The sequence below is a fragment of the Haemophilus sp. HMSC066A11 genome (genome assembly GCF_001811665.1).
Classification (GTDB): Bacteria; Pseudomonadota; Gammaproteobacteria; order Enterobacterales; family Pasteurellaceae; genus Haemophilus; species Haemophilus influenzae.
Genome location: NZ_KV805873.1, coordinates 14,455 through 40,396 on the forward strand (window position 1 = coordinate 14,455; position 25,942 = coordinate 40,396).

At 35.7% G+C, this 25,942-nt stretch carries 24 protein-coding genes and 1 tRNA gene; 5 read left to right on the forward strand and 20 right to left on the reverse strand.

The genetic code is table 11. The annotated features are described in order from the left end of the window. Positions 1-26: 26 nt before the first annotated feature. Complete coding sequence (gene modA / locus HMPREF2813_RS06600) at positions 27-791, reverse strand: molybdate ABC transporter substrate-binding protein (protein WP_005654371.1); 765 nt, start codon at positions 789-791, stop codon at positions 27-29. Between the two features lie 137 nt (positions 792-928). Between modA and HMPREF2813_RS06605 the strand changes: the two genes are divergently transcribed. Next, positions 929-1,696: a TOBE domain-containing protein gene (locus HMPREF2813_RS06605; protein WP_005664858.1), complete on the forward strand. Its 768-nt coding sequence runs from the start codon at positions 929-931 to the stop codon at positions 1,694-1,696. Positions 1,697-1,799: 103 nt separating this feature from the next. Here HMPREF2813_RS06605 and lsgF read toward each other — a convergent pair whose 3' ends face one another. From lsgF to lsgA, 6 genes are read right to left on the reverse strand one after another with little or no spacing between them, the layout of a single operon-like run. After that, positions 1,800-2,603, reverse strand: a complete 804-nt coding sequence (gene lsgF / locus HMPREF2813_RS06610; RefSeq protein ID WP_005688017.1) for a lipooligosaccharide biosynthesis galactosyltransferase LsgF — start codon at positions 2,601-2,603, stop codon at positions 1,800-1,802. A gap of 1 nt (position 2,604) precedes the next feature. Beyond that, on the reverse strand, positions 2,605-3,489 hold the full coding sequence (gene lsgE, locus HMPREF2813_RS06615; RefSeq protein WP_005688019.1) for a lipooligosaccharide biosynthesis N-acetyl-glucosamine transferase LsgE: 885 nt from the start codon (positions 3,487-3,489) through the stop codon (positions 2,605-2,607). Positions 3,490-3,500: 11 nt separating this feature from the next. Beyond that, positions 3,501-4,274, reverse strand: a complete 774-nt coding sequence (lsgD, locus tag HMPREF2813_RS06620; RefSeq protein WP_014550664.1) for a lipooligosaccharide biosynthesis galactosyltransferase LsgD — start codon at positions 4,272-4,274, stop codon at positions 3,501-3,503. 11 nt (positions 4,275-4,285) lie between these two features. Continuing rightward, complete coding sequence (gene lsgC, locus HMPREF2813_RS06625) at positions 4,286-5,347, reverse strand: lipooligosaccharide biosynthesis family 4 glycosyltransferase LsgC (RefSeq protein WP_014550663.1); 1,062 nt, start codon at positions 5,345-5,347, stop codon at positions 4,286-4,288. Between the two features lies 1 nt (position 5,348). Continuing rightward, on the reverse strand, positions 5,349-6,263 hold the full coding sequence (gene lsgB / locus HMPREF2813_RS06630) for a lipooligosaccharide biosynthesis sialyltransferase LsgB (RefSeq protein ID WP_014550662.1): 915 nt from the start codon (positions 6,261-6,263) through the stop codon (positions 5,349-5,351). Beyond that, the gene (lsgA, locus tag HMPREF2813_RS06635) at positions 6,260-7,465 is read right to left on the reverse strand and encodes a lipooligosaccharide flippase LsgA (RefSeq protein WP_014550661.1); all 1,206 of its coding nucleotides are present in this window, start codon (positions 7,463-7,465) and stop codon (positions 6,260-6,262) included. The genes lsgB and lsgA overlap by 4 nt, the downstream gene beginning before the upstream one ends. 134 nt (positions 7,466-7,599) lie before the next feature. Here lsgA and HMPREF2813_RS06640 point away from each other — a divergent pair, with 134 nt between their 5' ends. Beyond that, the gene (locus HMPREF2813_RS06640; RefSeq protein WP_014550660.1) at positions 7,600-8,343 is read left to right on the forward strand and encodes a YdcF family protein; all 744 of its coding nucleotides are present in this window, start codon (positions 7,600-7,602) and stop codon (positions 8,341-8,343) included. Between the two features lie 220 nt (positions 8,344-8,563). Here HMPREF2813_RS06640 and metE read toward each other — a convergent pair whose 3' ends face one another. The 3 genes from metE to lptF all read right to left on the reverse strand — a co-directional run bounded on the left by metE (position 8,564) and on the right by lptF (position 13,203). After that, the gene (gene metE, locus HMPREF2813_RS06645) at positions 8,564-10,834 is read right to left on the reverse strand and encodes a 5-methyltetrahydropteroyltriglutamate--homocysteine S-methyltransferase (RefSeq protein ID WP_014550659.1); all 2,271 of its coding nucleotides are present in this window, start codon (positions 10,832-10,834) and stop codon (positions 8,564-8,566) included. Positions 10,835-11,026: 192 nt separating this feature from the next. Then, complete coding sequence (gene lptG / locus HMPREF2813_RS06650; RefSeq protein WP_014550658.1) at positions 11,027-12,103, reverse strand: LPS export ABC transporter permease LptG; 1,077 nt, start codon at positions 12,101-12,103, stop codon at positions 11,027-11,029. Beyond that, positions 12,100-13,203 (reverse strand): LPS export ABC transporter permease LptF, encoded by a 1,104-nt coding sequence (lptF, locus tag HMPREF2813_RS06655; protein ID WP_005692113.1) that lies wholly within the window; start codon positions 13,201-13,203, stop codon positions 12,100-12,102. The genes lptG and lptF overlap by 4 nt, the downstream gene beginning before the upstream one ends. Before the next feature lie 107 nt (positions 13,204-13,310). On the opposite strand from lptF, the gene HMPREF2813_RS06660 reads away from it, so the two are divergent. Beyond that, positions 13,311-14,786, forward strand: coding sequence for a leucyl aminopeptidase (locus HMPREF2813_RS06660; RefSeq protein WP_048946784.1), 1,476 nt, complete (start codon positions 13,311-13,313; stop codon positions 14,784-14,786). A gap of 35 nt (positions 14,787-14,821) precedes the next feature. Here HMPREF2813_RS06660 and HMPREF2813_RS06665 read toward each other — a convergent pair whose 3' ends face one another. The 9 genes from HMPREF2813_RS06665 to rsgA form a co-directional block, all read right to left on the reverse strand. Beyond that, complete coding sequence (locus tag HMPREF2813_RS06665; protein ID WP_041174617.1) at positions 14,822-16,849, reverse strand: BCCT family transporter; 2,028 nt, start codon at positions 16,847-16,849, stop codon at positions 14,822-14,824. A gap of 275 nt (positions 16,850-17,124) precedes the next feature. Further along, entirely contained in the window at positions 17,125-18,480 is a 1,356-nt protein-coding gene (gene qseC / locus HMPREF2813_RS06670; protein WP_014550656.1) for a quorum sensing histidine kinase QseC, read from the reverse strand. Beyond that, on the reverse strand, positions 18,477-19,142 hold the full coding sequence (locus tag HMPREF2813_RS06675; RefSeq protein WP_014550655.1) for a response regulator: 666 nt from the start codon (positions 19,140-19,142) through the stop codon (positions 18,477-18,479). The genes qseC and HMPREF2813_RS06675 overlap by 4 nt, the downstream gene beginning before the upstream one ends. A gap of 63 nt (positions 19,143-19,205) precedes the next feature. Next, entirely contained in the window at positions 19,206-19,571 is a 366-nt protein-coding gene (locus tag HMPREF2813_RS06680) for a YgiW/YdeI family stress tolerance OB fold protein (protein ID WP_005688032.1), read from the reverse strand. Between the two features lie 114 nt (positions 19,572-19,685). Further along, positions 19,686-19,946 carry a hypothetical protein gene (locus HMPREF2813_RS06685; RefSeq protein WP_370684010.1) on the reverse strand — a complete coding sequence of 87 codons (261 nt, stop codon included), beginning with the start codon at positions 19,944-19,946 and terminating at the stop codon, positions 19,686-19,688. A gap of 135 nt (positions 19,947-20,081) precedes the next feature. Further along, on the reverse strand, positions 20,082-20,582 hold the full coding sequence (gene crr, locus HMPREF2813_RS06690) for a PTS glucose transporter subunit IIA (protein ID WP_005654343.1): 501 nt from the start codon (positions 20,580-20,582) through the stop codon (positions 20,082-20,084). A gap of 59 nt (positions 20,583-20,641) precedes the next feature. After that, positions 20,642-22,369: a phosphoenolpyruvate-protein phosphotransferase PtsI gene (gene ptsI / locus HMPREF2813_RS06695; RefSeq protein WP_014550653.1), complete on the reverse strand. Its 1,728-nt coding sequence runs from the start codon at positions 22,367-22,369 to the stop codon at positions 20,642-20,644. 79 nt (positions 22,370-22,448) lie between these two features. Beyond that, the gene (locus HMPREF2813_RS06700; protein ID WP_005649965.1) at positions 22,449-22,706 is read right to left on the reverse strand and encodes an HPr family phosphocarrier protein; all 258 of its coding nucleotides are present in this window, start codon (positions 22,704-22,706) and stop codon (positions 22,449-22,451) included. Between the two features lie 158 nt (positions 22,707-22,864). After that, positions 22,865-23,905, reverse strand: coding sequence for a small ribosomal subunit biogenesis GTPase RsgA (gene rsgA, locus HMPREF2813_RS06705; protein WP_042601535.1), 1,041 nt, complete (start codon positions 23,903-23,905; stop codon positions 22,865-22,867). 70 nt (positions 23,906-23,975) lie between these two features. Here rsgA and orn point away from each other — a divergent pair, with 70 nt between their 5' ends. Together orn and HMPREF2813_RS06715 are read left to right on the forward strand one after the other, a co-directional pair. Further along, positions 23,976-24,524, forward strand: coding sequence for an oligoribonuclease (gene orn / locus HMPREF2813_RS06710; RefSeq protein WP_014550651.1), 549 nt, complete (start codon positions 23,976-23,978; stop codon positions 24,522-24,524). Positions 24,525-24,617: 93 nt separating this feature from the next. After that, positions 24,618-24,693 (forward strand) — tRNA-Gly (locus HMPREF2813_RS06715). A 132-nt stretch (positions 24,694-24,825) separates the two neighbouring features. On the opposite strand, the gene wecA is transcribed toward HMPREF2813_RS06715, so the two are convergent. Then, the gene (gene wecA, locus HMPREF2813_RS06720) at positions 24,826-25,893 is read right to left on the reverse strand and encodes a UDP-N-acetylglucosamine--undecaprenyl-phosphate N-acetylglucosaminephosphotransferase (RefSeq protein WP_005688044.1); all 1,068 of its coding nucleotides are present in this window, start codon (positions 25,891-25,893) and stop codon (positions 24,826-24,828) included. Between the last annotated feature and the right edge of the window lie 49 nt (positions 25,894-25,942).

Sequence of the window (25,942 nt, forward strand, 5' to 3'; positions counted from 1 at the left end):
CCCTTCATGACTATTAAGATTCTATCTTATTTTGCAGAGAAACCATACCCTACAAGCACTTTCTTCGCAGCATCTGATTCTAAATATTTCAAGAAATCGCGAGAATCCGCATTATCATGACCTTTTACAATAGAAACGGGATAAACAACTGGTTTATGGCTATCTGCAGGGAACACTGCAACCGTTTTAACTTGTTGGCTAACTTTTGCATCAGTGCTGTACACAATACCGTAAGGTGCTTCTGCACGTTCAACTAAAGCTAATGCGCCACGCACATCTTTAGCACGCGCTAAACGATCTTGCACTTTATCCCATAAATTTAATTTGGTTAATGCTTCTGCTGCGTATTGACCAGCAGGTACGTGTGCAGGATCGCCAACAGATAAATAGCTATCTTTTAATGCATTGATCCATTCACCTTTTGCAATATCCACAGAATTTACCGCACTTTTTGCTGGTGCGATTAAGACTAAATCATTGCCCACTAAAACTTTTTCTGTTTCTTTTACGGTTAAATCTTTTTCAGAAAGATATTTCATCCATTTATTGCTTGCAGATACAAAAATATCCGCTGGCGCGCCTTCTTCAACTTGTTTTGCTAAAGTTGAAGAAGAAGCGAAAGAAAACACTACTTCATTTTTCGGATTTTGTTTTGCGTAATCTTTTGCAACTTGTTGTAAAGCATCTGTCATTGAAGCAGCTGCAAATACAGTCACTTTAGCAGATGCCGCAAAAGAAAAGCCTAATCCCGCGATTAAAAGTGCGGTTGAAATTTTAGTTAATTTTTTCATGAATCATCTCCTATGATTAAACGTTATTTACTTGATTATATATTGAAATAAATAACAATCATATAGCAAAAGAAAAATTATTTAGTAAAATATATAACGCTTAGGCTTATCACTTAGGATTACTTAGGGACAGCAAAATGAAAAACACCGAAATTTTACTCACCATTAAACTTCAACAAGCACTTTTTATCGATCCAAAACGAGTGCGTTTACTCAAAGAAATTCAACAATGCGGTTCGATTAATCAAGCTGCGAAAAATGCCAAAGTGAGCTATAAAAGTGCGTGGGATCATTTAGAAGCCATGAATAAAATCAGCCCTCGCCCATTGCTGGAACGAAATACAGGTGGAAAAAATGGCGGAGGCACGGTGCTTACCACTTATGCCGAGCGTTTGCTCCAGCTTTATGATTTATTAGAACGTACGCAAGAACACGCTTTTCATATTCTACAAGATGAATCCGTGCCGTTAGATAGTTTACTCACGGCAACCGCACGTTTTTCTTTACAAAGTAGCGCACGCAATCAATTTTTTGGGCGAGTGGCACAACAACGAATCATTGACTCTCGTTGCGTTGTGGATGTGAATGTGCAAGGATTACCAACGCCGTTGCAAGTTTCTATTACCACAAAAAGCTCGGCTCGTTTGAAACTGATTACAGAAAAAGAAGTGATGCTGATGTTCAAAGCACCTTGGGTGAAAATTAGTGAACAACCATTAGCAAATCAACCGAATCAGTTCCCCGTAAATATCAAATCACTAAATGAAGAGGAAGCCATCCTTCAATTTGCTGAAAGCGACATTGAATTTTGTGCCACAGTCCACCAGCCAAATCAATGGCAAATCGGGCAACAGGTTTGGATTCACATTGATCAAGAGCAAATTATTTTAGCAACGCTGGGGTAATTCAGATATATAATACGTAAATTCAATACTTATTGTTTTCTGAACTAAAATAACCTCAAATCAAACAAAATTTTAAATAAAATATTTAATTTCATCAGATTTCCTATTTACGTAAAAAAGTTTGATAAAGGTTTTTTAATAACGAGGTTGGCAATAAACGAGAACCAAAACGCAATGCAAAAGTAAATAATCCAGATAACAAACCCTGAATTCCCAAACGATATTTTAATTTGAACAAACGCCATTCTGCTTTAGCTTGATTGACACCACGGCGGCGACTCACCATACCATTTCCCACGCGTGCATAAACTAAAATATCTGGCAAATTCGCCATATATAAACCTTGTGCGACAAGTTTGATCCACAAATAATAATCTTCTTGAAGATCTTCATATCCACCACAATTAATGACCGCACTTTTTTGATATGCCACCGTCATATGATTAAACGGACAACGTTTTTGCGTGAATTTGATAATTTCTTGAGCCGACGTTGGCACATTACGATATGCCACAATATCATTGATATTTTCACCAAATTCAGCAATTTGTCCGCCAAAAATGATGGTTTCAGGATGCTGTTCAATAAACGCCACTTGCTTTTCAAAACGCTCAGGCACGCAAATATCATCGGTATCCATACGGAAAACCCAGTCATAATCACAATGCAATAAACCTTCGTTTAAGGCTTTGCCTAATCCCCTATTTTGCGGCAATTTAACTAATTTTAATGGCAGTTTTGTTTCAAACTCCGTCACAACGGATTCTAATTCTGGCGTTACTGTGCCATCAAAAACCAAGACAATTTCATCTGCTTGACGAGTTTGTGCCACAAGACTTTCAAAACACTCCCGCAAGAATTGAGGATTTTCCTTAATATATAAGGACATTAGGACTGAAAATTTCATTTTATTTTCCCAACCGTTTTAAATTAATGGCTAATTTTGGCGAAATTAAAATAACCAAAGTAATAATGAATTGCTTAATGCTTTTTGTTTTCTTAAAAATATCAAAATAATATTTTGTCGCTTTACGCGATAAATTCATAATATGGGGATAAGCCAAAATATAGCTTGCGTTAATATCAAAATTACGAGCTTGCTCTACCGTTTTCACATAATGCTCGCGAATATAATCAATGGCTTTTTGCGTATTAGTGGTATCCGTAGACACACTTGAGCGTTTAGTATGGAAAGTACAATAAGTTAGTGGTTCATTAATTTTATAAGGGGTAAAACTTGGCTCTTGTAACAGTTTTAACAAGAAATCATAGTCTTCCAAAGAACGAAGTGCGGTGGATAATCCACCTATTTTTAAAAACATCTCTTTTTTAATTGCAATCATTGGCATGCCACCAATCTTATTGGCTAACAAAATACGTTCTGTCGAGATTTCTTGGGGTTCAATCGGTTGAGTCACATAACTAAACCCTTCATTGACCATTTCACATTTAGCTGGATGATAAATAAAATTAATGTCTGGATTTTGCTCAATCACTTGTAGTATTTTTTCAGATTTTTCTGGCATAAAACGATCATCATCATCGAGAAAAAGCAACCAATCTCCCTTTGATGCACGCGCACCAATATTGCGACTTTCTGCTGCACCTTGATTGGTTTCGTTACGGATGACCTTTACCACAAATGGATAAGATTGTGTCACTTCAACGGGGTCTTTCGAACAATCATCCACAATAATCACTTCAAAATTACTCGATGTTTGTTGAGTTAAACTTTCTAATAAAGCTGGCACTTCTGCTTTTCGATTATAAGAAGGCACAATAATGCTTAACATAATTCCTTCCTTTAATTAGCCAAATTTTTCTTAATCGCAAAGATTTTTTTCAATGGATATTTCATTAATTTTTTAAGTAAATTATTGGATAAAGATCCACGAACACTTTCTAAATTGCTTATCAATACAGGATTTTCAATGACCATAAGAGGGCGAACCACTTTATTTCTTATATTAAAATTCTGTTCAAAGAGTAAAAAATCATCCGCTAACCAAAATGGTTTATTTTGGGAAATTTGCTGGATAAATCTTCTTGCCGCTGATTTTTTTATAAGATAGCCCACTGTGCCAGCAAAATAACTTTTATAAGGGAAAGCGTAATTTACATTGCCTGTTTTTTTGCATAGAAAAGAAAAAGTTGTCGGATAATTAATTTCTAAATCAGTATCATTGAAATTATTAATTTTTGACTGTCCAAGCAATATAATTTCAGCCTCAAGTTTTTCTGATAAAAGTGCGGTTAAATTTTGCTGAAAATCTGAGTGGAATAAAGCATCGTCTTCACAGACTAACGTATAACTATTTTCAGCGATGTCATTGTCTTCAATAATTTTTTGGTACACAGAAAGGTGGCTTAAGGTACAACCGATCTCGCCCTTAGTGACATTACGAAAATAATGTGCTTTAAATTGTTCAATATTAAAAATAGCAGCTAATTCATCCCAATCTTTTTGCATAGTATTAATGGCAGAAAAAATTTGGAAATCCTCAGTATTTTTTTGAGAAAAGAATAATTCCCGACGTTGAATATCTTTATCTAAAGAGATCAAATATTTTTTTAACATAAAATTATTCCTTATAAAATCCCTTTCCATTCTTCAATAATTTTCTCAATGCCATAATCTTCACTCATTAAACGAGATTTGTCTGACATTTGTTGATAAAGTTCAGGATTATTCATTAATAAATCTAAACCATTAACCATTTCTTCAATATTATTTTGTTCACAAAGAAAACCATTTTTTTTATTTTCAACTAATTGCTTTACGCCAGGAGAACAATTAAAGGCAACAATAGGCAAACCAAATGCCATCGCTTCAATAACGACTAAAGGCAAACCTTCTGTTTGTGAAGGTAAACAATAAATTGAACTATTTTCATAATAAAAAGAAACATCATTAGTACGAGGAATAAAATTAACTGAATCTTTAATATCCAATTCCTTAGCAAGATTTTTTAAATTTTCTTCTTCCTCGCCAGAACCCACTATTTTTAAATTCCAATCTGGATATTGTTTTGCCAAAACTTGCCAAACTTTTAATAAATAATCAAAACCTTTATAAGAAAATAAATGCCCTACAGATAAAATAGTTTTATTTTCCAATTTTTCTAATTTATTCTTTGGAATAAGCGTATTTGGATTAGCAATACTAATTATATTATTTCTTTTAAATTTTTCTTGCCACTGCGTTTTTTCTGCTTCTGTCAATGTAACTATTTTATCGCAAGTTGTCACAGCTAAATATTTACCGAGCGTACGAACGAGACGATTGCCCGTAAAATTAAAAGAATAATGCTCCCATAAAATATGCTTTATATTTAAATTAACTAACGCCAAAGCAGAAAAAAGCATAATCGCACCATCAACCACAATTAAGGTATCCAGCTGCAATTCTTTAACCAATTTTCTTAATTTTTTTGTGATAGAAAAATAATCTTTTTTCAATGAATAGGGCAATTTATTCATTGCGTAAATATTAATTTTTTCATCGACTTGGAAAAAAGGCTTGTTACCGCCAATGCTAATAAAAGAAACATCATATCCCTGTTTAGCAAGAGCATTAGCAACATTAATAGAAACGCGCTCTGTTCCCCCCGCACTTTCGATATTCATTATAAAGAAACCAATTTTTTTCATTTTAAATTTCCTTATAAATCGTTAATCCAAGGTCTGGAAATGAATCGTAACAGAATTGCCATCTTGGAATACTCGTTCTAATAAAATGAATTTCTACATTAGGATGACTTAATAAATTAAATGCAACAGAACTGAAGAACGTATAAATAATTACTTTTTTATTTGATAAATATTTAAACACGTAATCTTCAAAAATTAATTCAGATTCAACATAATTTATCCCATCCACTCGATAATCTTCTGCAGGATGGGGGAAATAATAATCGAAAGGAATCTGATCTTTTAATTTTTTTATTAATGAGATGTTTTCCTCTTTTGTATTTAATAATGGTTGTCCGATAAAAAATGAGACCTCGCCATCTATATCACTATTTACTTTATTATCCCATAAGGAAATTGCTTCAATATTAGAAACAATATTTTTGTAATTAGGATAAACCGTATAATGTTTTTTTATTTTATTAAATAGCTTATTTACACTATATTTATCGCCAATAAAGGCTTTAATCAGTTTATATTTAAATGTATCAGGCTCTCTCAATAAATTGGGGTGTGGGAAAATATTATCCGAGCCATCATCAAAGGTATAAAGCTCTTTAAATGAAATATGACTAAGATAAGTTTGTAGCCATAATGAATTAAGATTGGCAAGAAAAACCTTATCAAAACCTTTGTGCGTAATTTTATTCTTAAGCTGGCGCATTAACTTGAGAGAATCGAAACCTTTTAGATCTTTTCCCGTATCAATGTTCACCGAATCACTACAAACTTCCGCTAATTTACTCGCATACAAGGTTCTTTTTTTATCCCATACACCACCAAACATGACGCCAAAAAATTGCTCGTTAGGATGTAATTCAATTATTTTTCTCGCAATTAATACTTGCAATGGTGTGCAACAAAGAATGAGATTCATAGAGTTTTACTCACTTTAGATGTCATAAAATAAAGAATAGGAATAATGGAAAGCGAACCAATAATTCCAGCATAAGGGATATATTTAATTTCTGTAAAAGTTAAAACCACAAGGCTCGCTACATAAATGATTGTAGATAAAACCGAACATTGGGAAATAAGTTTATTTTTTCCATAATAGAAAAGATAATTAACTAAAATCAAATAAGGAATACTTAATGTGGTCGAAATTAAAAATAAAATAAAATAATATTTCGTTCCCACAAATTGACTACCTAAAATCCAAACTAGTACATTTTCAGGAATAATCCACATTATTAAGGCAGGAATAGGTATCAGCAAAAAAGAAAATAACGCCCATTTATGTAATTGTTGAATTACTAATTTTTTTTGTTTCAAGGCTTCATAAAAATAGGGGATAATCGCTTTATTAAGTGCTTGAATTGCAATAGAAAAGATTAAAGCAAGTTGAGCCCCCATGGCATAAAGCCCTAAATCTGTTTCACTGAATTTGTGATAAATAAAAATACGGTCTAACTGCCCTTTTAAGAAAAAACTTGCATAATGTAAAACAAGCGGTAATCCAAATCCTAAAATATAAAATAATGCGGATTGATAATGTTTAAATTGATATTTTTTAGATGTCGCGCTCTTTCTGTAAAGAAAATAAGAAAAAAACCAGACGACTAAATTACTCAATAAAATTGCCAAAATTCTTTTTTCAATAAGATCATTTTGATAATACTCGAGCAATGCGATGGTAAATACCGCACCAGTAACAGTGAGTGAAAATTGAATAAAAGCATAAGACCAAGCCTTTTTCTGGCATTGTCTCACACTTAACTGAACATTTAAGAAAGACTGAAAAATTGAGGAAAGTGCGGCATAAAATAATATTTCAGACTGAGCAATCCAACAACCCATTAAAATAATGCTGCCAATTATCGTGGTATAAGCATAGCCAGTATTTACTACTAAATTTAATGAACGTTTTCCGTAAAAATAAAAATAACGGGAAATTGCACCTTCTTGGGTTAAAGAAACCACAATTAAAAATAAACTTAAAAAAGTTTGATAATAAGAAAGTGAGCCATAACCCTCTACGCCTAATTTACGCGATAAATAAGGCAAAAGTAAAAAAGGAACTAACTTTGACGATAATTCCCCAACAAGGTAAATGACACTGTCTTTAAAAACTTTCATAAATATAACCGCACTTTTTGTGAATTCGAGCGTTTGTTTATCAAAAAATAAGGGGGCTTATTTTAACAAAATCAACATAGACAAGCTATGACTAATCATTATAATGAAACCGCTCTATATCAAGGATCTTATCTATGTTAGAACTCGGAAAACTTCTTACCGCACTTATCGCACCACCTCTTAATACCTTTGTATTACTGATTATTGCAGCGATTCTTTATCGTGTTCATTTCAAAAAATTAGCCAAATTTATTGCGTTTATCGGTTTCACTTGGCTTTATATCATGAGTGCGCCTTTTACTGGTTTATTGCTAACAGATAATGATGACACTCCAGCCCTTACCCTAGATGACTATAAACAAGCTCAAGCCATCGTCATATTAGGCGGTGGATCTTACCCAACCAAAGAGCTGTATGCAGAAACGGCTTCTGGCTCACCACAACTAGAACGTTTACGTTATGCGGCATTTTTACAAAAAGAAACGGGCTTACCTGTTTTAACCACAGGCTATTCTTTGATAGGCATTTCTGAAGGTGACTTAATGGCAAAAGAACTTAACCAATTCTTTAATGTGCCAACACAATGGATCGAGAATAAAGCCCGTAATACGGAAGAAAATGCCAGTTTCACTAAAAATATTTTAATTAAAGATCATATTCAAAAAATTATTTTAGTAACAAATCAATGGCATATGAAACGCGCCAAATATCTTTTTGAAAAACAAGGATTTGATGTGCTTCCTGCTGCAGCGGCAAGCTATGGCAGCAAAGGAAATCTATCTGCAAAATCTTTTATTCCTGACTTAGGTGCATTGAATAGCAATATGGTTTTATTAAAAGAGTGGATTGGTTATTGGAAAGCCCATTATGTAGAATAATTTGCTTATAAAACTCGATGACTTGTTGTTTGAAAAGAAAATTGTATTTGCTCATAAAAAATCTGCACCTTAGTTAGTTGTTTAGTCCAACTTTTGGAGTGCAGATCAATTCAAGGCTTTTTTATTATATTCAACATTTTATCTATAAGAAAAACCGAATCCCATAGAGATTCGGCTTTAATTATGTTGTGTTTGAAAATTATTCTTTATGTATTATGGCTTACGCTAATTCCGCACGTAATTTTTTGGTTACATCCACCATCACTTTTAATTGATCGATAGTTTCTGCCCAACCACGCGTTTTTAAACCGCAGTCTGGGTTTACCCATAAGCGTTCTTTTGGAATTACATTTAATGCTTTGCGTAATAAGTGTTCCACTTCCGCCGCCGTTGGTACACGAGGGCTGTGAATATCGTAAACACCTGGGCCAATATCATTTGGATATTTGAAATCTGCAAATGCGGTTAATAATTCCATATCTGAACGTGAAGTTTCGATGGTAATCACGTCTGCATCTAATGCCGCAATGGCAGGTAAGATGTCGTTAAACTCGGAATAACACATATGTGTGTGAATTTGCGTATCATCTTGCACGCCCATTGAGCTTAAACGGAATGCTTCGCCTGCCCATTGTAGATATGCATCCCAATCTGCACGTTTAAGCGGTAAACCTTCACGAATGGCTGGCTCATCAATTTGAATGACTTTAATGCCTGCTGCTTCTAAATCTAACACTTCATCAGATAATGCTACGCCGATTTGTTTACATACGGTTGAACGTGGAATATCGTTACGCACGAATGACCATTGTAAAATAGTCACAGGGCCTGTGAGCATTCCTTTCATTACACGGTTAGTTAAACTTTGCGCATATTGTGACCAGCGTACTGTCATTGGCTCAGGGCGGGTAACATCACCGTAAATTACTGGTGGTTTTACACAGCGTGAACCGTAGCTTTGTACCCAACCAAATTTAGTGAATGCGAAACCATCTAATAATTCCCCAAAGTATTCCACCATGTCGTTACGTTCTGCTTCGCCGTGAACTAATACATCTAAATCTAATTCTTCTTGGCGACGTACTACATATTCGATCTCTTTTTTCATTGCTGCTTCGTAATCTGCAAGAGATAACTCGCCTTTTTTGAAACTTGCACGTGCGTGACGAATTTCTGTCGTTTGTGGGAATGAACCAATGTTTGTAGTTGGCAGAAGCGGTAAATTTAACCACGCATTTTGCTTAACGATACGTTCTGCAAATGGCGATTTACGTTGATCCGCACCTTTTGGCAAGTTTGCTAAACGTTCTGCCACTTCAGGGCGATGAATTTCTTTTGACATTGCGCGTGCATCTGCTGCCGCTTGGCTTGCATCTAATGCTGCTTGTACAGACGCTCTGCCATTATTTAACGCTTGTTTTAATACGTTTAATTCTTCTACTTTTTGTAGCGTGAAAGATAACCAGCTGTAAAGTGCGGTATTTTTTTCTTTTAATTGTACTTCCACTTCTAAATCAAATGGGGTGTGCAATAATGAACAACTTGGTGCAATCCATAAACGCTCACCTAATTTTGCTTTTAATGGCTCTAATACATCTAATACTTTGTTTAAGTTTGCACGCCAGATATTACGGCCTTCAATCACACCAGCTGATAACACTTTGCTGTAATCTTCAAATGCCGCAAGTTGTTCTGGTGCACGAACTAAATCTAAATGCAAGCCTGCAACAGGTAAGGCTTTTAATAATTCAGCGTGTTCTGCAACTGAACCAAAATAAGTGGCTAATAATAATTTTGCGTTCACTTTGCTTAATTCAGTGTAAACAGATTTATAGGCTTCAACCCATTCTGCTGGTAAATCTAATGCTAATGCAGGTTCATCAATTTGAATCCATTCTGCCCCTTCAGCCACTAATGCATTTAATATTTCAACATAAACAGGCACTAATTGATTTAATAAATCGAAACGGTTAAATGCTTCGCCTTTTTCTTTACCTAACCATAAGAATGTTAATGGGCCAACAATCACCGGTTTGAAGTTTAAGCCTAAGGCTTTTGCTTCACGGATTTGGTTTACATAATGTGCTGGATTAGCTTTGAAAGCGGTCGATTTTTGGAACTCAGGCACAAGATAGTGATAGTTCGTATCAAACCATTTGGTCATTTCAATTGCGAATTGATCTTTGTTACCACGTGCAAGTTGGAAATATTGATCAAGGGTTAAATTTTGGCTATCAAAACCAAAACGAGCAGGAATTGCCCCTGTTGCCACTTGTAAATCTAAAATATGATCGTAGAACGTGAAATCGCCCACTGCAACGAAATCCGCATTCGCCGCTGCTTGATGTTTCCAGTTTTTTTCACGCAATGCTTTCGCTAAATCTAATAAATCTTGTTCTGATAATTCTTTACGCCAATAACGTTCTTGTGCAAATTTTAATTCACGTTTTGCCCCTACACGAGGAAAGCCTAAAATATGTGATGTTGTCATAATAACTCCCAATTTAAAGTAATTTTTTAATCATTTAGACGGCTAAACGTCTATACCAATATAGAATGCTTGATCTTCATTTATTATGCAAACTTATTATTTTCAGGATTTACATTAAATAAATTCATAATCAAGCATTCTTTTATCTATCAAATAACGATGAATCAATTCAGCTAACTTATTTCCTTAAAATTAATCTCGCTTACGACTTAATAACCACCAAATCATTACAATGAAAAGCAAGCTTGGGATCAATGCACCAAAAATAGCAGGAATACCGTAAACTACACTCGTTTGTCCTAAAATTTCATTAACAACATAAAATAAGAATCCTACACAAATCCCAGTAACTATCCTTGCACCTGCAGTCACACTGCGTAGCGAGCCAAAAATAAAAGATAAGGCTAATAACATCATTACGCCAACGGATACAGGCTGGAAAATTTTACGCCAAAACGTGAGTTCAAAACGACTCACATCTTGCCCTGTTTCACGCAGAAATGAAATGTAATGATATAAACCTGAGATAGATAATGATGTCGGGCGCAAAGAAACCGCACCTAATTTATCTGGTGTCAAACTAGTTTCCCAAGTTTCTGATAAATGATTCGTTGTGATGATTTCATCTTTCGTAATCGTTGAATGATTAACTTGACGCAATGTCCATTTAGCTTCATCTTCAGAATAACTCGCCTGGTTTGCATGTTTTAATTTTATTAAATTATGCTGTTGATCAAAGGTATAAATATAAATATCGTCTAATTTTGTATCATCCGTCACACGCCTAACAAATACAAAATGATGACCATCTTTCGCCCACACACCATTTTTAATTGAAAGTATTGAACCACTAGAAAGAGCCTTAGCACGCATATCTCGTGCAAATTGTTCTGTTTGTGGAATTCCCCACTCCCCAATAATCATTGTAAATACTACTAATGGTAATGCAGTTTTCATTACCGCTATACCTATTTTAAAGCGAGAAAATCCAGCTGATTGCATAATAACAAGTTCGCTTCTGCTAGCAAGATTACCTAGTGCAATTAATGCCCCAAGCAATGCTGCCATAGGAAAGAAAGTTTCAATATCTTTCGGCATAGTTAAACCAGTAAAAATTACCGCTTGCCAAATATCATAAGTGCCTTTACCTACACTACGAAATTGTTCGACAAATTTAATAATCGCCGACAATCCCACTAAAGTCATTAAAGTAGCAAAAATCGCGCCAAGAATACTTTTTCCAATATAACGATCAAGGGTATTTATCATTTTGCCGATCCTTTCTTACTGAATAAATAGCGAAATTTATACATTATTTCACTGTCCCAGCTATTCAACACCACAGCAAGTAAGAAAAATCCGATATTAACAAGCGGCATTAAAAGTTCAGCCTCTAATTTTCCCGCTGAACCTGCAGATTTAAAAGAGCTTTGTAACAAGAAATAAATTAAATAGAGTAAAAGTGCGGGTAAAATTTTGGCAAATCTACCTTGTCGAGGATTTACGCGACTTAATGGTACAGCAATCAATGCCATTAATGGCACTGCCAAAATTAAGGTAATACGCCAATGCAATTCAGCTTTCGCAGAAGAAGAATCTAAATCGATAAGTTGAGACAATGTTAATTCTGCTACTTCATCATTGGTATTTTCTGCGGATTGATAACCTAAATAGGCTTGATATTCATCAAAATGCGTAATGCGAAAATCTGGCAAAGCGGAGGTTCCTTCAACCCGTTTTGTATTTTTCAAATTTAAGACTTGATCACCATTTGGCAACGCAATTAATTCCCCTTTTTCAGCTGTTATCACTGAAGGTTTTGTTTGTTTTTGAGGTGTCATTTGAAATAAATAAACATTGCGGATTTGATTATCTTTAATCTTATCAATAAATAACACAACGTTATTATTGTTGGTAGAAATAAACTGACCTGAAGACAACACGCCAACGGTTGGATTAGCCTTTGCATCTTCCACCATATTCACTTGTTTTTGAATTGCCCAAGGCGAAAGCCATAATGCGTTATAAGCGGCAATACCTGCCGTTAATAAAGACATAATCAGTGCCACTTTAACCAAAATCCGTTGCCCCACACCGCACGCGCGCATCACTGTGATTTCACTTTCAGCGTAAAGGCGACCAAAAGTCAGTAAAATCGCAATAAATAAACATAGTGGCAACATCAACTGCGCCATTGTTGGCATTCCCAAGCCTAATAAAGAGAAAACCAAATCAGCTGGCACATTCCCATTTGCCGCCGCACCTAATACACGCACAAACTGCTGACTAAAAAAAATCAATAGCAAAATTAGTAAAATTGCGATTTGGCTTTTGAAAACTTCTTTTATTAAATATCGAATTAAAATCATCTTATTTCGTTTGTTTTTCTAAATCTAAAACGGAGGAAAACTGGATAAAATCGGTCGCATATGATAACTTATTTTCGCTGAATTAAACAGAAATTTAAGGACAACAAATGAAATATCAAGCAAAAAATACCGCACTTTCTCAAGCCACTGATTGCATTGTTTTAGGCATCTATGAAAATAATAAATTTTCAAAAAGTTTTAATGAAATCGATCAATTAACCCAAGGTTATTTAAACGATTTAGTGAAATCAGGTGAGCTCACTGGCAAATTAGCCCAAACCATTTTACTTCGTGATCTTCAAGGTTTATCTGCTAAACGCCTATTAATCGTTGGCTGTGGCAAAAAAGGAGAACTCACAGAGCGTCAATATAAACAAATCATCCAAGCTGTATTAAAGACTCTAAAAGAAACCAACACGCGTGAAGTCATTTCTTATTTAACTGAAATTGAATTAAAAGATCGCGATCTTTATTGGAATATCCGCTTTGCCATTGAAACGATTGAACACACCAATTATCAATTTGATCATTTCAAATCTCAAAAAGCAGAAACCTCTGTTTTAGAATCTTTCATCTTTAATACGGATTGTAATCAAGCACAACAAGCTATTTCTCACGCCAATGCCATTAGCTCAGGCATAAAAGCAGCACGCGACATCGCAAATATGCCACCAAATATTTGTAATCCAGCTTATCTTGCTGAGCAAGCAAAAAATTTAGCAGAAAATTCTACCGCACTTTCATTGAAAGTTGTGGATGAAGAAGAAATGGCTAAACTTGGAATGAACGCTTATCTTGCCGTCTCAAAAGGCTCTGAAAACCGTGCTTATATGTCTGTTTTAACATTCAATAATGCGCCAGATAAAAACGCCAAACCCATTGTACTTGTAGGCAAAGGATTAACCTTTGATGCTGGCGGTATTTCACTTAAACCCGCCGCAGATATGGATGAAATGAAATATGATATGTGCGGTGCAGCCTCTGTCTTCGGCACAATGAAAGCCATTGCACAGTTGAACTTACCATTAAACGTTATTGGTGTTTTAGCAGGTTGTGAAAATCTGCCAGATGGCAATGCTTATCGCCCAGGCGATATTCTTACCACTATGAATGGTTTAACTGTAGAAGTTCTTAATACTGATGCAGAAGGTCGATTAGTGCTTTGTGATGCACTTACTTATGTTGAGCGTTTTGAACCTGAGCTTGTTATTGATGTTGCAACCTTGACTGGTGCTTGTGTGGTTGCACTAGGGCAACACAATAGCGGCTTAGTTTCTACAGATAACAATCTTGCCAATGCACTACTCCAAGCCGCAACAGAAACCACTGACAAAGCGTGGCGTTTACCATTAAACGAAGAATATCAAGAGCAACTTAAATCGCCTTTCGCCGACCTTGCCAACATTGGTGGTCGCTGGGGTGGCGCAATTACAGCTGGTGCATTTTTGTCTAACTTCACGAAAAAATATCGCTGGGCACATTTAGACATTGCAGGTACGGCTTGGTTACAAGGCGCAAATAAAGGTGCAACTGGTCGCCCAGTTTCTTTATTAACCCAATTTTTGATTAATCAGGTTAAATAACCACAAAACTGGCACACGTTGCACCTTTAAATCGATTACTCTGCTAGTTCGGTTTGCTCGTGTGCCATCAGTTCCTGACCCACATCATCAAGCAAACTTAGATAACGTTCATATTGTTTCAACATATCGGCAATCAATTCATCTTGATCCATATATTGAACATCGTAACCGACTCGTCCATCAAAAAAATAAGTGTAAGGCTCGTAAGTAATACTATGCTGAATGTGCGGTAAATTTTCATCGTTAATTAATTGCTCTGACACTTCTCGCCCAACAGATTTAATACCATACATAAAATCTCGCATTGATTCTTTATGAATTACCAATTCCAAAGCTGGCTCTTCTTGTTCAAATAATGTGTTGATTTCTACACTTAAATTATATTTTCCTGTTAATTCTTGACGTAATTCTCGCATAGCGGGTAACGCCGTATTTTTAAGGAAACGTAAAATATCTTTCTCTTGCGTTTGGTTCATCATTTGCTCTAAATGTGATTTCCATTTATCGCCGCTCCAGAAAATGCTAGTTGGATTGACTTTAGTAGAAAAATATTTTTTATCCGCAATTAAGCCTTTCCATAAACTAAAACACATTACCAACATCAATAAAGCAAAAGGCAAAGCAACAATTAATGTCATTGTTTGCAAATTAGCAAGTCCACCAGACTGCATAAGCACAATTGCAACAACAGACATTAAAGTTCCCCACATTATGGCTTGCCACGCAGGCGAAGCTAAACTTTTATCACGAGATGCAATGTTATTTAACACATAAATACCTGAATCCGCTGAAGTGATAAAAAACAATGAAATCACTAATAAACTCACAAAACCAGTTATTGTTGGCAAAGGCAGATAATTTAAAAATTTAAATAATAAAATTTCTGGGGAAGAAATAAATTCGCCAAGCCCGCCTGCAGCAATGCCATCATTTAGCCATACCGCTGTATTACCAAAAACAGTAAACCATAAAATACCAAATAAACTTGGAATAACTAATACACCAAAAATAAATTCACGGATAGTTCGCCCTTTAGAAATACGGGCAATAAATAAACCCACAAACGGAGCCCAAGAACACCACCAAGCCCAATAAAGCACAGTCCATCCACTAAACCAGCTAGTATGTTCTTGTTCATAAGCATAGGTTTTAAAACTGAGTTGCACTAAATTGCTGAAATAATTTCCCATATTGTCGCTAAATGCAGATAAAAGGTATAACGTAGGCCCTGCAATTAAAACAAAAAGAAGTAAACAAAATGCTAAAGTTAAGTTAATTTCACTTAATATTTTCACGCCTTTTCCAACACCAGAAATGGCAGAAAACACCGCTAAACACATTACCACAACAATAACGCCAACTTGTAAAGCAAAGCTGTTCTGACTTATCCAACCTATTTGTTCAAGCCCTGCACCAAGCTGTGATGAACCGAAACCTAATGTGGTAATAATCCCAAATAATGTGGCAAGTAACGCCATAACATCAATCGCATCGCCGATTTTGCCATTAATACGATCTTTTAATAAAGGATAAAAACAAGAACGCAACGCTAAAGGTAATTTATAACGAAACCCAAAATAAGCCAATGCTAAAGCAATGGTGCCATATACTGCCCAAGCGTGAATTCCCCAGTGGAACAGAGTGTGAAGTAAAGCCTCTTGTTGTTTATGTTCTGCAGAACCTGCTGTAATGTCAGAAAGATAATGGGTTAATGGTTCTGCTACGCCAAAAAACATCAACCCAACCCCCATTCCTGCGGCAAATAACATCGCAAGCCAAGATAAAAAACTAAATTCAGGTTCTTCTTCATCCTGCCCTAATTTTATATTGCCAAGACTACTTACTGATAAAATTAATAAAAATCCTAAAAACACTGAAAAAGTGAGCACATAAAACCAACTAAAATTAGCAAAAATACCACTTTTAGCTTGATTCAATAATGCCTGTGTTTGCTCTGGCGCAATAAAAATCATTGCTATCAGTAACAACACAAAAAATAATGTAACGCCAATTACCAAAGGATTAAATGACGTTCGCTTTGTCATAAATTGAGATAAAGACAAACTTTTCCCCTTAACGATTAAGTGAATAGATTAAAGATAGATTTAATAAACATTGCCTAGAGGCAAAAATGTGTAATGGAACCACTACAAAGGACAGCACATAGAAGTGCGATTTTGAAGGAAACGTTCAGTAGGAATTGAAGGATTGTTTCCAAAACTTGTATATACTAACAAAATACAGTCATTATTTCAAATTAGTGAAAGCTAAAGTGAAAAGTGCGGTAAAATTTACAAAATAATTTACCGCACAAATATCATTTATTTTAAAGCCATTTCTACAAGAATATTATTGCTTTTAAGCCAATTCTTTGGCTTTCTTTTATTACATTTTCTAACCGCACTTTAAATCCGTGCAATTCAGCAATTCGCATAACAATAGAAAGCCCTAAACCACTTCCCTTTTCATTTTGCCCAGCTGGGCGATAAAAACGCTGACCAAGTTTTTTCAAATCTTCAGGTTCAACGCCACCACCATTATCTTCAATAATAATCTCAGAAGATGCAATTTTTACTGAAACGGTTGTTTCTTCTGGACAATATTTAATGGCATTGTCGAGTAAATTTCTAAGCATCAATGAAACTAAAATTGATTGCCCTTGTTTTTGCTTTGGTTCAGATTCTTTCTCAAAAACCAAGGTAATTTTACGTTTTTCTGCCACAAAATAACACTCAGAAATTAATGATTGAACAATGGCTTCCCAATCAAGCAACTGTAGTGTTTCTAAGGCTTGCAAATTATCCAAGCGGGAGAGCGTTAATAATTGTTCAATCAATTGCGAAGCCCGATCAATTCCTTGCGTTAAATGGGTAAGGGCTTGCTCACGCAAAGACGCATCATCATTTGCGAGTTGCGCAACTTCAGTTTGAATACGCAATGCCGCCAATGGACTACGTAATTCGTGAGCTGCATCAGAAGTAAAACGACGTTCTCGTTGCAACATAGCCGAAGTGCGGTCAAAAAATTGATTTAAATTTTTTACTAAGGGCAACATTTCAACGGGTAAACCCGAAGGATTAAGCAGTGATACATCGCCAGATTTTCGACTTTGCACTTCTTGACTTAAACGCTTAATTGGTCGAAGTTCTTTATGAATTAACCAGCCTAAAATAATGATCAGAATAGGCAAACTCGCAAACCAAATCCACATTTGCCCAAAAATCATTTCTTCAATTAAATCTTCACGGTAATCTAATTCTTGCCCTACTGCGATAATCAATTTCCCATTCGCTGCCGTACGCCAAAAAATTCGCCATTTATCGTCATCATCATAAATATTCGCATTATGGAACCCCGTTTTATAATTAAAAATAAAACGTTTTCCATTTCGTCCATCACTAAATAAAAGTTTCCCTGTTTTAGAAAAAATAGCAAAGGCTAAGGCATCATCGTCATAACTTTTTTTTAATGCCGACTGTGAATTTTTATCTAGCTTTGTGCTAGATTCCAACAAAATAGCACTTAAATCAGAATTAGCAAGCCGTTCGGCAAAGAGAACTTGTTGTGCATCAAAAACCTTATTCACATCGTGACGTACTTGCCACCAAGCCACAAGCGTAGAACTAAGCCAAACAAAAAGTGCGGTTAAAGAAAGCACGGAAATAAGACGCAAAGTAATGCTTCTATTTTTCATTTTTCAACTTGTCCCAAAGCATATCCAACACCGTGTACCGTACGAATAAATTGTTTCCCCAATTTTTGGCGTAAATTATAAATATGCACATCCAATGCACCACTGCTAATTTCTTCATCCCAACTGGATAATTTTTCTTCAATCGATGTGCGAGACAACACACGATCTTTATTCAGCATAAATAACTCTAATAATTTATATTCACGGCTTGTTAAAGAAATGGGTTGATTATTCAGCCAAACAGAACGTTGATTCTGATCTAGCTTAACACCAGACTGTTCTATTACCGAATGATGATGTCCATAACGACGACGAATAAGGGCTTGTAAACGTGCGGCGACTTCAGCCAAAGCAAAAGGCTTACAAAGATAATCATCTGCACCACTTTGTAAACCTTTAACTCGTTCATCTAAAGTATCGCGAGCAGTCAAAATTAATACGGGAACATCTTGATGATTAGATCGCCATTGTTGCAATACATCTAATCCATCAAGTTTAGGCAAGGTTAAATCCAATACCACCGCATCATAAGGCGCAGAGGTTAAAGCAGCCATTCCTGTTTTTCCATCGGTAAACCAATCCACCGCAAAACCAAGTTTAGTTAAACCAATCTGCAACCCATTGCCGATTAGATTATCGTCTTCTATCAATAAAATTCTCATAAAAAATTGACCGCACTTTATAAACAAAAATAGCGAGCTAACGCCCGCTATCTTCAAAGATAATTATTCTGCTTTTTCAACGCGCAATACATCAAGTTCTGCTTTCTCAAAGGCTTCGTTATCCAATTTTCCATAAATTTTCACTTTATCCTTTGAATCTACGTTTAAACCATTCCAAACGCGTTTTTTGATTTCAATCTTGATTTGCCCTGTCCCATCAGTAAACCAAAATTCATCGTCATCAATTTGTTGTGTAATATTACCCACCAAAGTGATCATTGAATTATCAGCTGCAGATAAAGCTTGTTTTACACTAATTGCAGCAGGGGCTGTTTGTTGAAAACCACCTTGACTATTATTACCATTAAAACCAGCAAATGCTGAAGTGGTTGCTAATGCGAAGATTGTTGCTAATGCAAATTTTTTCATAACGTTTCCTTTTTAAGTTAGTTAATTTCAAGCACCATTGCTTGGATGTGTGTATTAAAACAAATAAATCTTAATAAAAGATTAAGAGGACTATACTTTTTTGGTAAGACTTTATCAAGGCAATTTTGCGACCACGGCATAGCCTTCAATTAAGCCTTCCACTTCATAAGAAGCATTTGCAGTAATAAAAGCAGCCTCGCCTTGTTTCAAAGAAAGTGCGGTCGTTTCTGAGCGTAAATTTAACTGCCCTTTCATTACTAATAAAATACTCGCACTTTGTGCTTTTAAATGATGTGTTTCGCCACATTCATATTGAATATTTTGCAAAGCGAAATCTTTTGCTGGCGTGGCGTAAGTATACCCACGGTTAATTATAGTAGTTCCTCTTTGAGGAACTTCAAACTACCCCAACGGGGTAGCACTTAAATTAGCCTAGGGTATACTTACCCTAGGTAACTATAATAAATAAAAAATCCGCACAAAGGCGGACTTTTTTTTACCGTAAACAAATTATTTCTTTAAGGCTAATACCACTGATTCTCCAGCCACTACTTCGCCTGATTTTTTTACGATACAAGAAATTTCGTCCATATTTGAAATTACGATTGGTGTTAAGACAGATTTTGCTTTTGATTCTAATAGCGCAAGATCAAATTCAATCACAGTATCGCCACGCTTAACAGATTGCCCTTCTTGCGCAATACGAGTAAAGCCTTCCCCCTTTAACTCAACAGTATCAATACCAAAGTGTACAAATAATTCTACACCTTCTTTTGATTCCATTGAAAAAGCGTGATTGGTTTCAAAAATTTTACCAATCACACCATCCACTGGCGCAACGATTTTGTTACCAATAGGACGAACAGCAACACCATCACCAACAATTTTTTCAGAGAAAACCACATCGGGAACATCTTCAATATTAACGATCTCGCCAGAGATCGGTGCATAAATTTCAACTTCCACAGATTTGTTTTCTTTTGAACCAAATAACTTGTCAAATAAGCCCATTTTAATCTCCTATCCATTCAAGATGGTTGCTATTTTAACGTAAAATCAAATACTTTTGTTTAATTTAATGAATTTTCCAGCAAAAATTCTTCAATTAATTGATCAATTTCTGCAGCGGTCGGTTTTTGTAATGCGGCATCAGCAAGCACTTTTGCATCTTGAAAATTCACATTACGGATTAATTTTTTAATTCGAGGTACAGAAATCGCACTCATACTAAATTCATCTAATCCCATACCAAGCAATAATAAAGTCGCACGTTCATCTCCTGCTAATTCCCCACACATTCCCGTCCATTTTCCTTCTGCGTGAGAGGCATCAATCACTTGTTTAATTAAACCAAGCACAGAGGGGTGCATCGGATTATAAAGATGGGAAATAAACTCATTACCGCGATCTACAGCCAAAGTATATTGAGTTAAATCGTTAGTACCGATACTAAAGAAATCCACTTCTTTTGCTAAAAATTTTGCATTTACTGCGGCAGAGGGGGTTTCTACCATTACACCAACTTGGATATTATTATCAAACAGTCTCCCCTCTTCACGTAATTCCGCTTTTAATGTTTCAATAACCGCTTTTAATTCCCGAATTTCTTCTACAGAAATAATCATCGGGAACATTACCGCCAATTTACCAAACGCTGAAGCACGTAACACCGCGCGTAATTGTGCATTTAAAATTTCACGGCGATCTAACGCAATGCGAATCGCACGCCATCCCAAGAATGGATTCATTTCTTTTGGTAAATCTAAATATGGAAGCTCTTTATCGCCACCAATATCCATAGTACGAAGCACGGTTAAACGTCCGTTCATTGCTTCTACCACTTGTTTATAGGCAATAAATTGTTCTTCTTCTGTGGGAAGCTGTTCACGATCCATAAATAAGAATTCAGTTCGGTATAGCCCAATCCCTTCCGCTCCATTACGTTCTGCGCCGTCACAATCACGAATCGTCCCGATATTCGCAACCACATCAACCTTATGTCCATCTAATGTGATTGCAGGAAGATCTTTTAATTTAGCTAACTCTGCTTTTTCCTCAGAAATTTTCGCTTCAAGTGCTTTTAATTCATCAATCTGAGATGCTGTTGGGTTAATATAAACTTGGTTATTGATAGCATCTAAAATTAAATAATCGCCCGTATTGACTAATTTAGTCACTTTATTTGTGCCGACAATCGCTGGCAATTCTAAAGAACGCGCCATAATAGAAGTATGTGAGGTTCTACCACCAATATCAGTGACAACCCCTAATACTTTTTCAAGATTAAGTTGAGCTGTTTCTGAGGGAGTCAGATCATAAGCAACAAGAATAGATTCTTCCTGAATATCACCAAGATCAACAATGTACATTCCCAAAATATTTTTAACTAAACGGTTAGCAATATCCCGAATATCGCCTGCACGTTCTTTCAAATATTCATCATCAATTTCAGATAACATTGTCACTTGTTGATCTAAAATTTTACTCGCCGCAACGCCTGCATTCACTTTATTTGAACGAAGATAATCAAGAATTTCTTCTTCTAATTCTTCATCCTCAAGAATCATCAAGTGACCTTCAAAGATTGCCGCTTTTTCTTCGCCTAAAGAAATTAATGCACGTTCTCTAATTGAATTAAGTTGTTCTACCGCCGCAGCACGTCCTTCGTAAAACCGAGCGACTTCTGCGTCAATTTGATCATCAGTAATTTTTTGTGTATCAAGAACAATCTTTTCTTCTTTAAGAACAAGTGCCTTACCAAAGGCAATACCTGGGGATGCGAGAATGCCAGAAATCATAGATACCTTCCGAAACAATTAACAAAGTAATAAATAAACAATAGCCATAAAATTTCACAATTTTATGGCTAAGTAAGAATTATTCTAAAGTTGGAATTAACGCGACTAAATGTTCAACTGCCTGTTGCTCGTCTTCTCCATCAGCAGAAATGGTAAGTATTGTTCCCTGCGTTAAAGCTAATGTTTGCAACTTAAATAAGCTCTTTGCACTTGCACTTTTCCCCCCAGAGGTTACTGTAATTTCAGAAGAAAATGCTTTCGCTTCTTTCACAAATTGTGCAGCAGGGCGCGTGTGTAAACCGTTTGACGCAATAATTTCCACATCTTTTGAATACATAATGCTACCTCGACTAATCAATAATTAAAAATATAAAACCAGAAAATTGCCCTAGTATCCTTTTTCAAAGCAAAATAATCAAGAATAAACACTAAAAAGCCTGAATTAAATCATAAAAATAAGCTAAATAGTTTATTTATTATTCACAATCTCAATCGTTAAACTAATGAAAAATGACGTTGTGATTTTGTTTCACTTAAACTTTCAATTAATCGATGATAGTTATCATAACGAATAGGCGAAATTTTGCCTTGCTCAACGGCTTCACGTAACGCACATCCAGGGTCGCTCAAATGTTTACAATCACGGAATTTACAGGTGCCCAAAACATATTGAAATTCTCGATAGCCTTTTGTGATTTGCTCTGCATCTAAATGCCAAAGGCCAAATTCTCTAATTCCGGGCGAATCAATTAAATTACCGCCTTGTGGCAAATGGTAAAGACGTGACGATGTCGTGGTATGCTGCCCTAACCCTGATGTTTCGCTCACATCCCCTACTTGAGCGTTTACGCTAGGCAAAATATGATTAATTAAACTCGATTTACCAACACCAGATTGCCCAACAAAAATCGCCGTGCCTTGTGCCAAAAGTGCGGTCAATTTTTCCATATTTTCACCGCTCTTTGCTGAAATCATTAAAATTTCATAGCCAATATCTTGGTAAATTTTAAGTTGTTCTTCAATTTCTTGACGCTGTTCCTGCGCCAGTAAATCCACTTTATTCAAAACAATGAGAGGCGTGATTCCCGCAATTTCACACACAACAAGATAACGATCGATAATATTTAAGGAAAGCGTTGGTAACACCGCTGATACAATAATAATACGATCAATATTCGCCGCGATGGGTTTCAAACCATCATAATAATCAGGGCGGGAAATTTCATTTTCTCGGGGATGGATCGCCTCAATCACGCCGCTCACACCTTGTAATTGTTCATTGCCTTTACGCCAAACAACTTTATCTCCCACCACCAAACTCGACAAGGTACGACGCAAATTACAACGATAAATTTCGCCTTGTTCATTTTCGACATCTGCATGAATCGAATAACGCGTGACAACAACGCCTTCTTGCGATTCGCCCAGCATTTCATCTGACCATTCAATGTCTTTTTTCTTGTGGCGATGTAATGTTTTCGCATTATTTGATTGAATTCTTCGAGTTTGGTTTTTAGTTAATTTACGTTTAGCCATAAAAGTGCGGTCGTTTTTTCCCTTGTTTTTGGTAAAATGAAAAAAATTTTTGCATAGGATACCTGATATTATGTCATTCGATAAACAAAATCTTATTTGGATTGATTTAGAAATGACTGGTTTAGAACCGGAAAAAGAACGTATTATTGAAATTGCGACTATTGTGACAGATAAAAATTTAAATATTTTGGCAGAGGGCCCAGTATTAGCGGTTCATCAGCCTGATGAATTACTCAATAAAATGAATGATTGGTGCCAAAAAACGCATAGTGAAAACGGCTTAATTGAATGCGTAAAAGCCAGCAAACTTACCGAACGAGCAGCAGAATTACAAACCTTAGACTTTTTAAAAAAGTGGGTTCCCAAAGGTGCATCGCCAATTTGCGGTAACAGCATTGCCCAAGATAAACGATTCTTAGTGAAATATATGCCAGATTTAGCCGATTATTTTCATTATCGTCATTTAGACGTGAGCACATTAAAAGAACTTGCAGCACGTTGGAAACCTGAAATTTTAGAAGGCTTTAAAAAAGAGAATACGCATTTAGCGCTAGATGACATTCGAGAATCCATTAAAGAGCTGGCTTATTATCGCGGACACTTCATAAAATTAGATTGACGAAAACTTCAACAAAAAATTTCTTTTTATGAAATTGCCCTTGCAAGCCCTAAAAATATTTGTATAATGTGGGTTCATTCACTGATGTGAACTGCGGGAATAGCTCAGTTGGTAGAGCACGACCTTGCCAAGGTCGGGGTCGCGAGTTCGAGCCTCGTTTCCCGCTCCAGATTTCAATCCCCAACCAAAAGGCTGGGGATTTTTTCTATCTACAAAAATAGATCACCAAAATCTTAAAAAGTGCGGTGAATTTTCTCAAAAAATAAAGGCTTGTGATTTAATAACACAAGCCTTTATTTTTTTATGCTTTCTTCAACCGTTTTGCACGACGTTTCATTCTTCTTACCCAACGGGTAATTCGCCATGCATGCGTAATTGAATAGACATAAAGGAAAAATAAAATGAAAAAGCCAACAAACATCGCCCACTCATTCACATAATAAACTTCCCCTAAAATACCGATAGTTGCACAAACTGCAGAAACAAACGTAATCAATAAAAAGGCTTGTCTTGATGTTAAACCCGCTCTTACCATTAAATGATGAACATGTAAACGATCTGGACGGAATGGGCTTTTACCTTTACGTACACGGCGATAAATAATCGCAACCATATCAATCAAAGGAATCGCAATAATCCAAAGTGCGGTTACTGGATTCATCGGATGCCCTTTTCCTTGCGTACTCAATAACAAAATCCAAATAATGGTAAAGCCAATTAATGTACTCCCAGCATCCCCCATAAACACCTTATATTTTGGTCCAAATGGAATCCCTAGATTGAGCATCAAATAAGGTAAAATCGATACGATTAAAGCAAAACTCCAATGCGCCATATCCATTTGCCCATCTCGATACATTAAAATACCAATCGCGGCAAAAGAAACACAAGAGAGTCCCCCAAGCAATCCATCAATACCATCAATCATATTAAAGGCATTAATAATCGCAATAGTAGCAAAAACGGTAATAATCAAACCAATTGAACCGAGCGTTAATTGGAAAGGCCCTAAAATTTGACCAAGATGATCAAGATAAATATTCCCAAGATCGATCATTAAAATCGCCAATATTGCTTGAATGCCTGCTCTTAAAAAAGGGCTAATATCAAAGCGATCATCTAAAATCCCAATCGCCAATAAAACAAAAATACTGAACAAATAAAGATACGGTAATCGAAGTTGATCCCATTCCATCAAATAATAGCAAAGATTTCCAACAAAAAGCGATACGCCACCGATTAGTGGAATTGTGCCTTGATGACGTTTACGATAGTTTGGCTTATCAACTAATCCAATCCAATTGGCAAGTGGTCGCATCACAATCAATGTTAAAAATGCACCAAGAAAAGTAACAAAAATACTCAGCATAGTGTGACCCTAAAATTTTTTGTAAAGGATAACATAAGGCAAATTTACC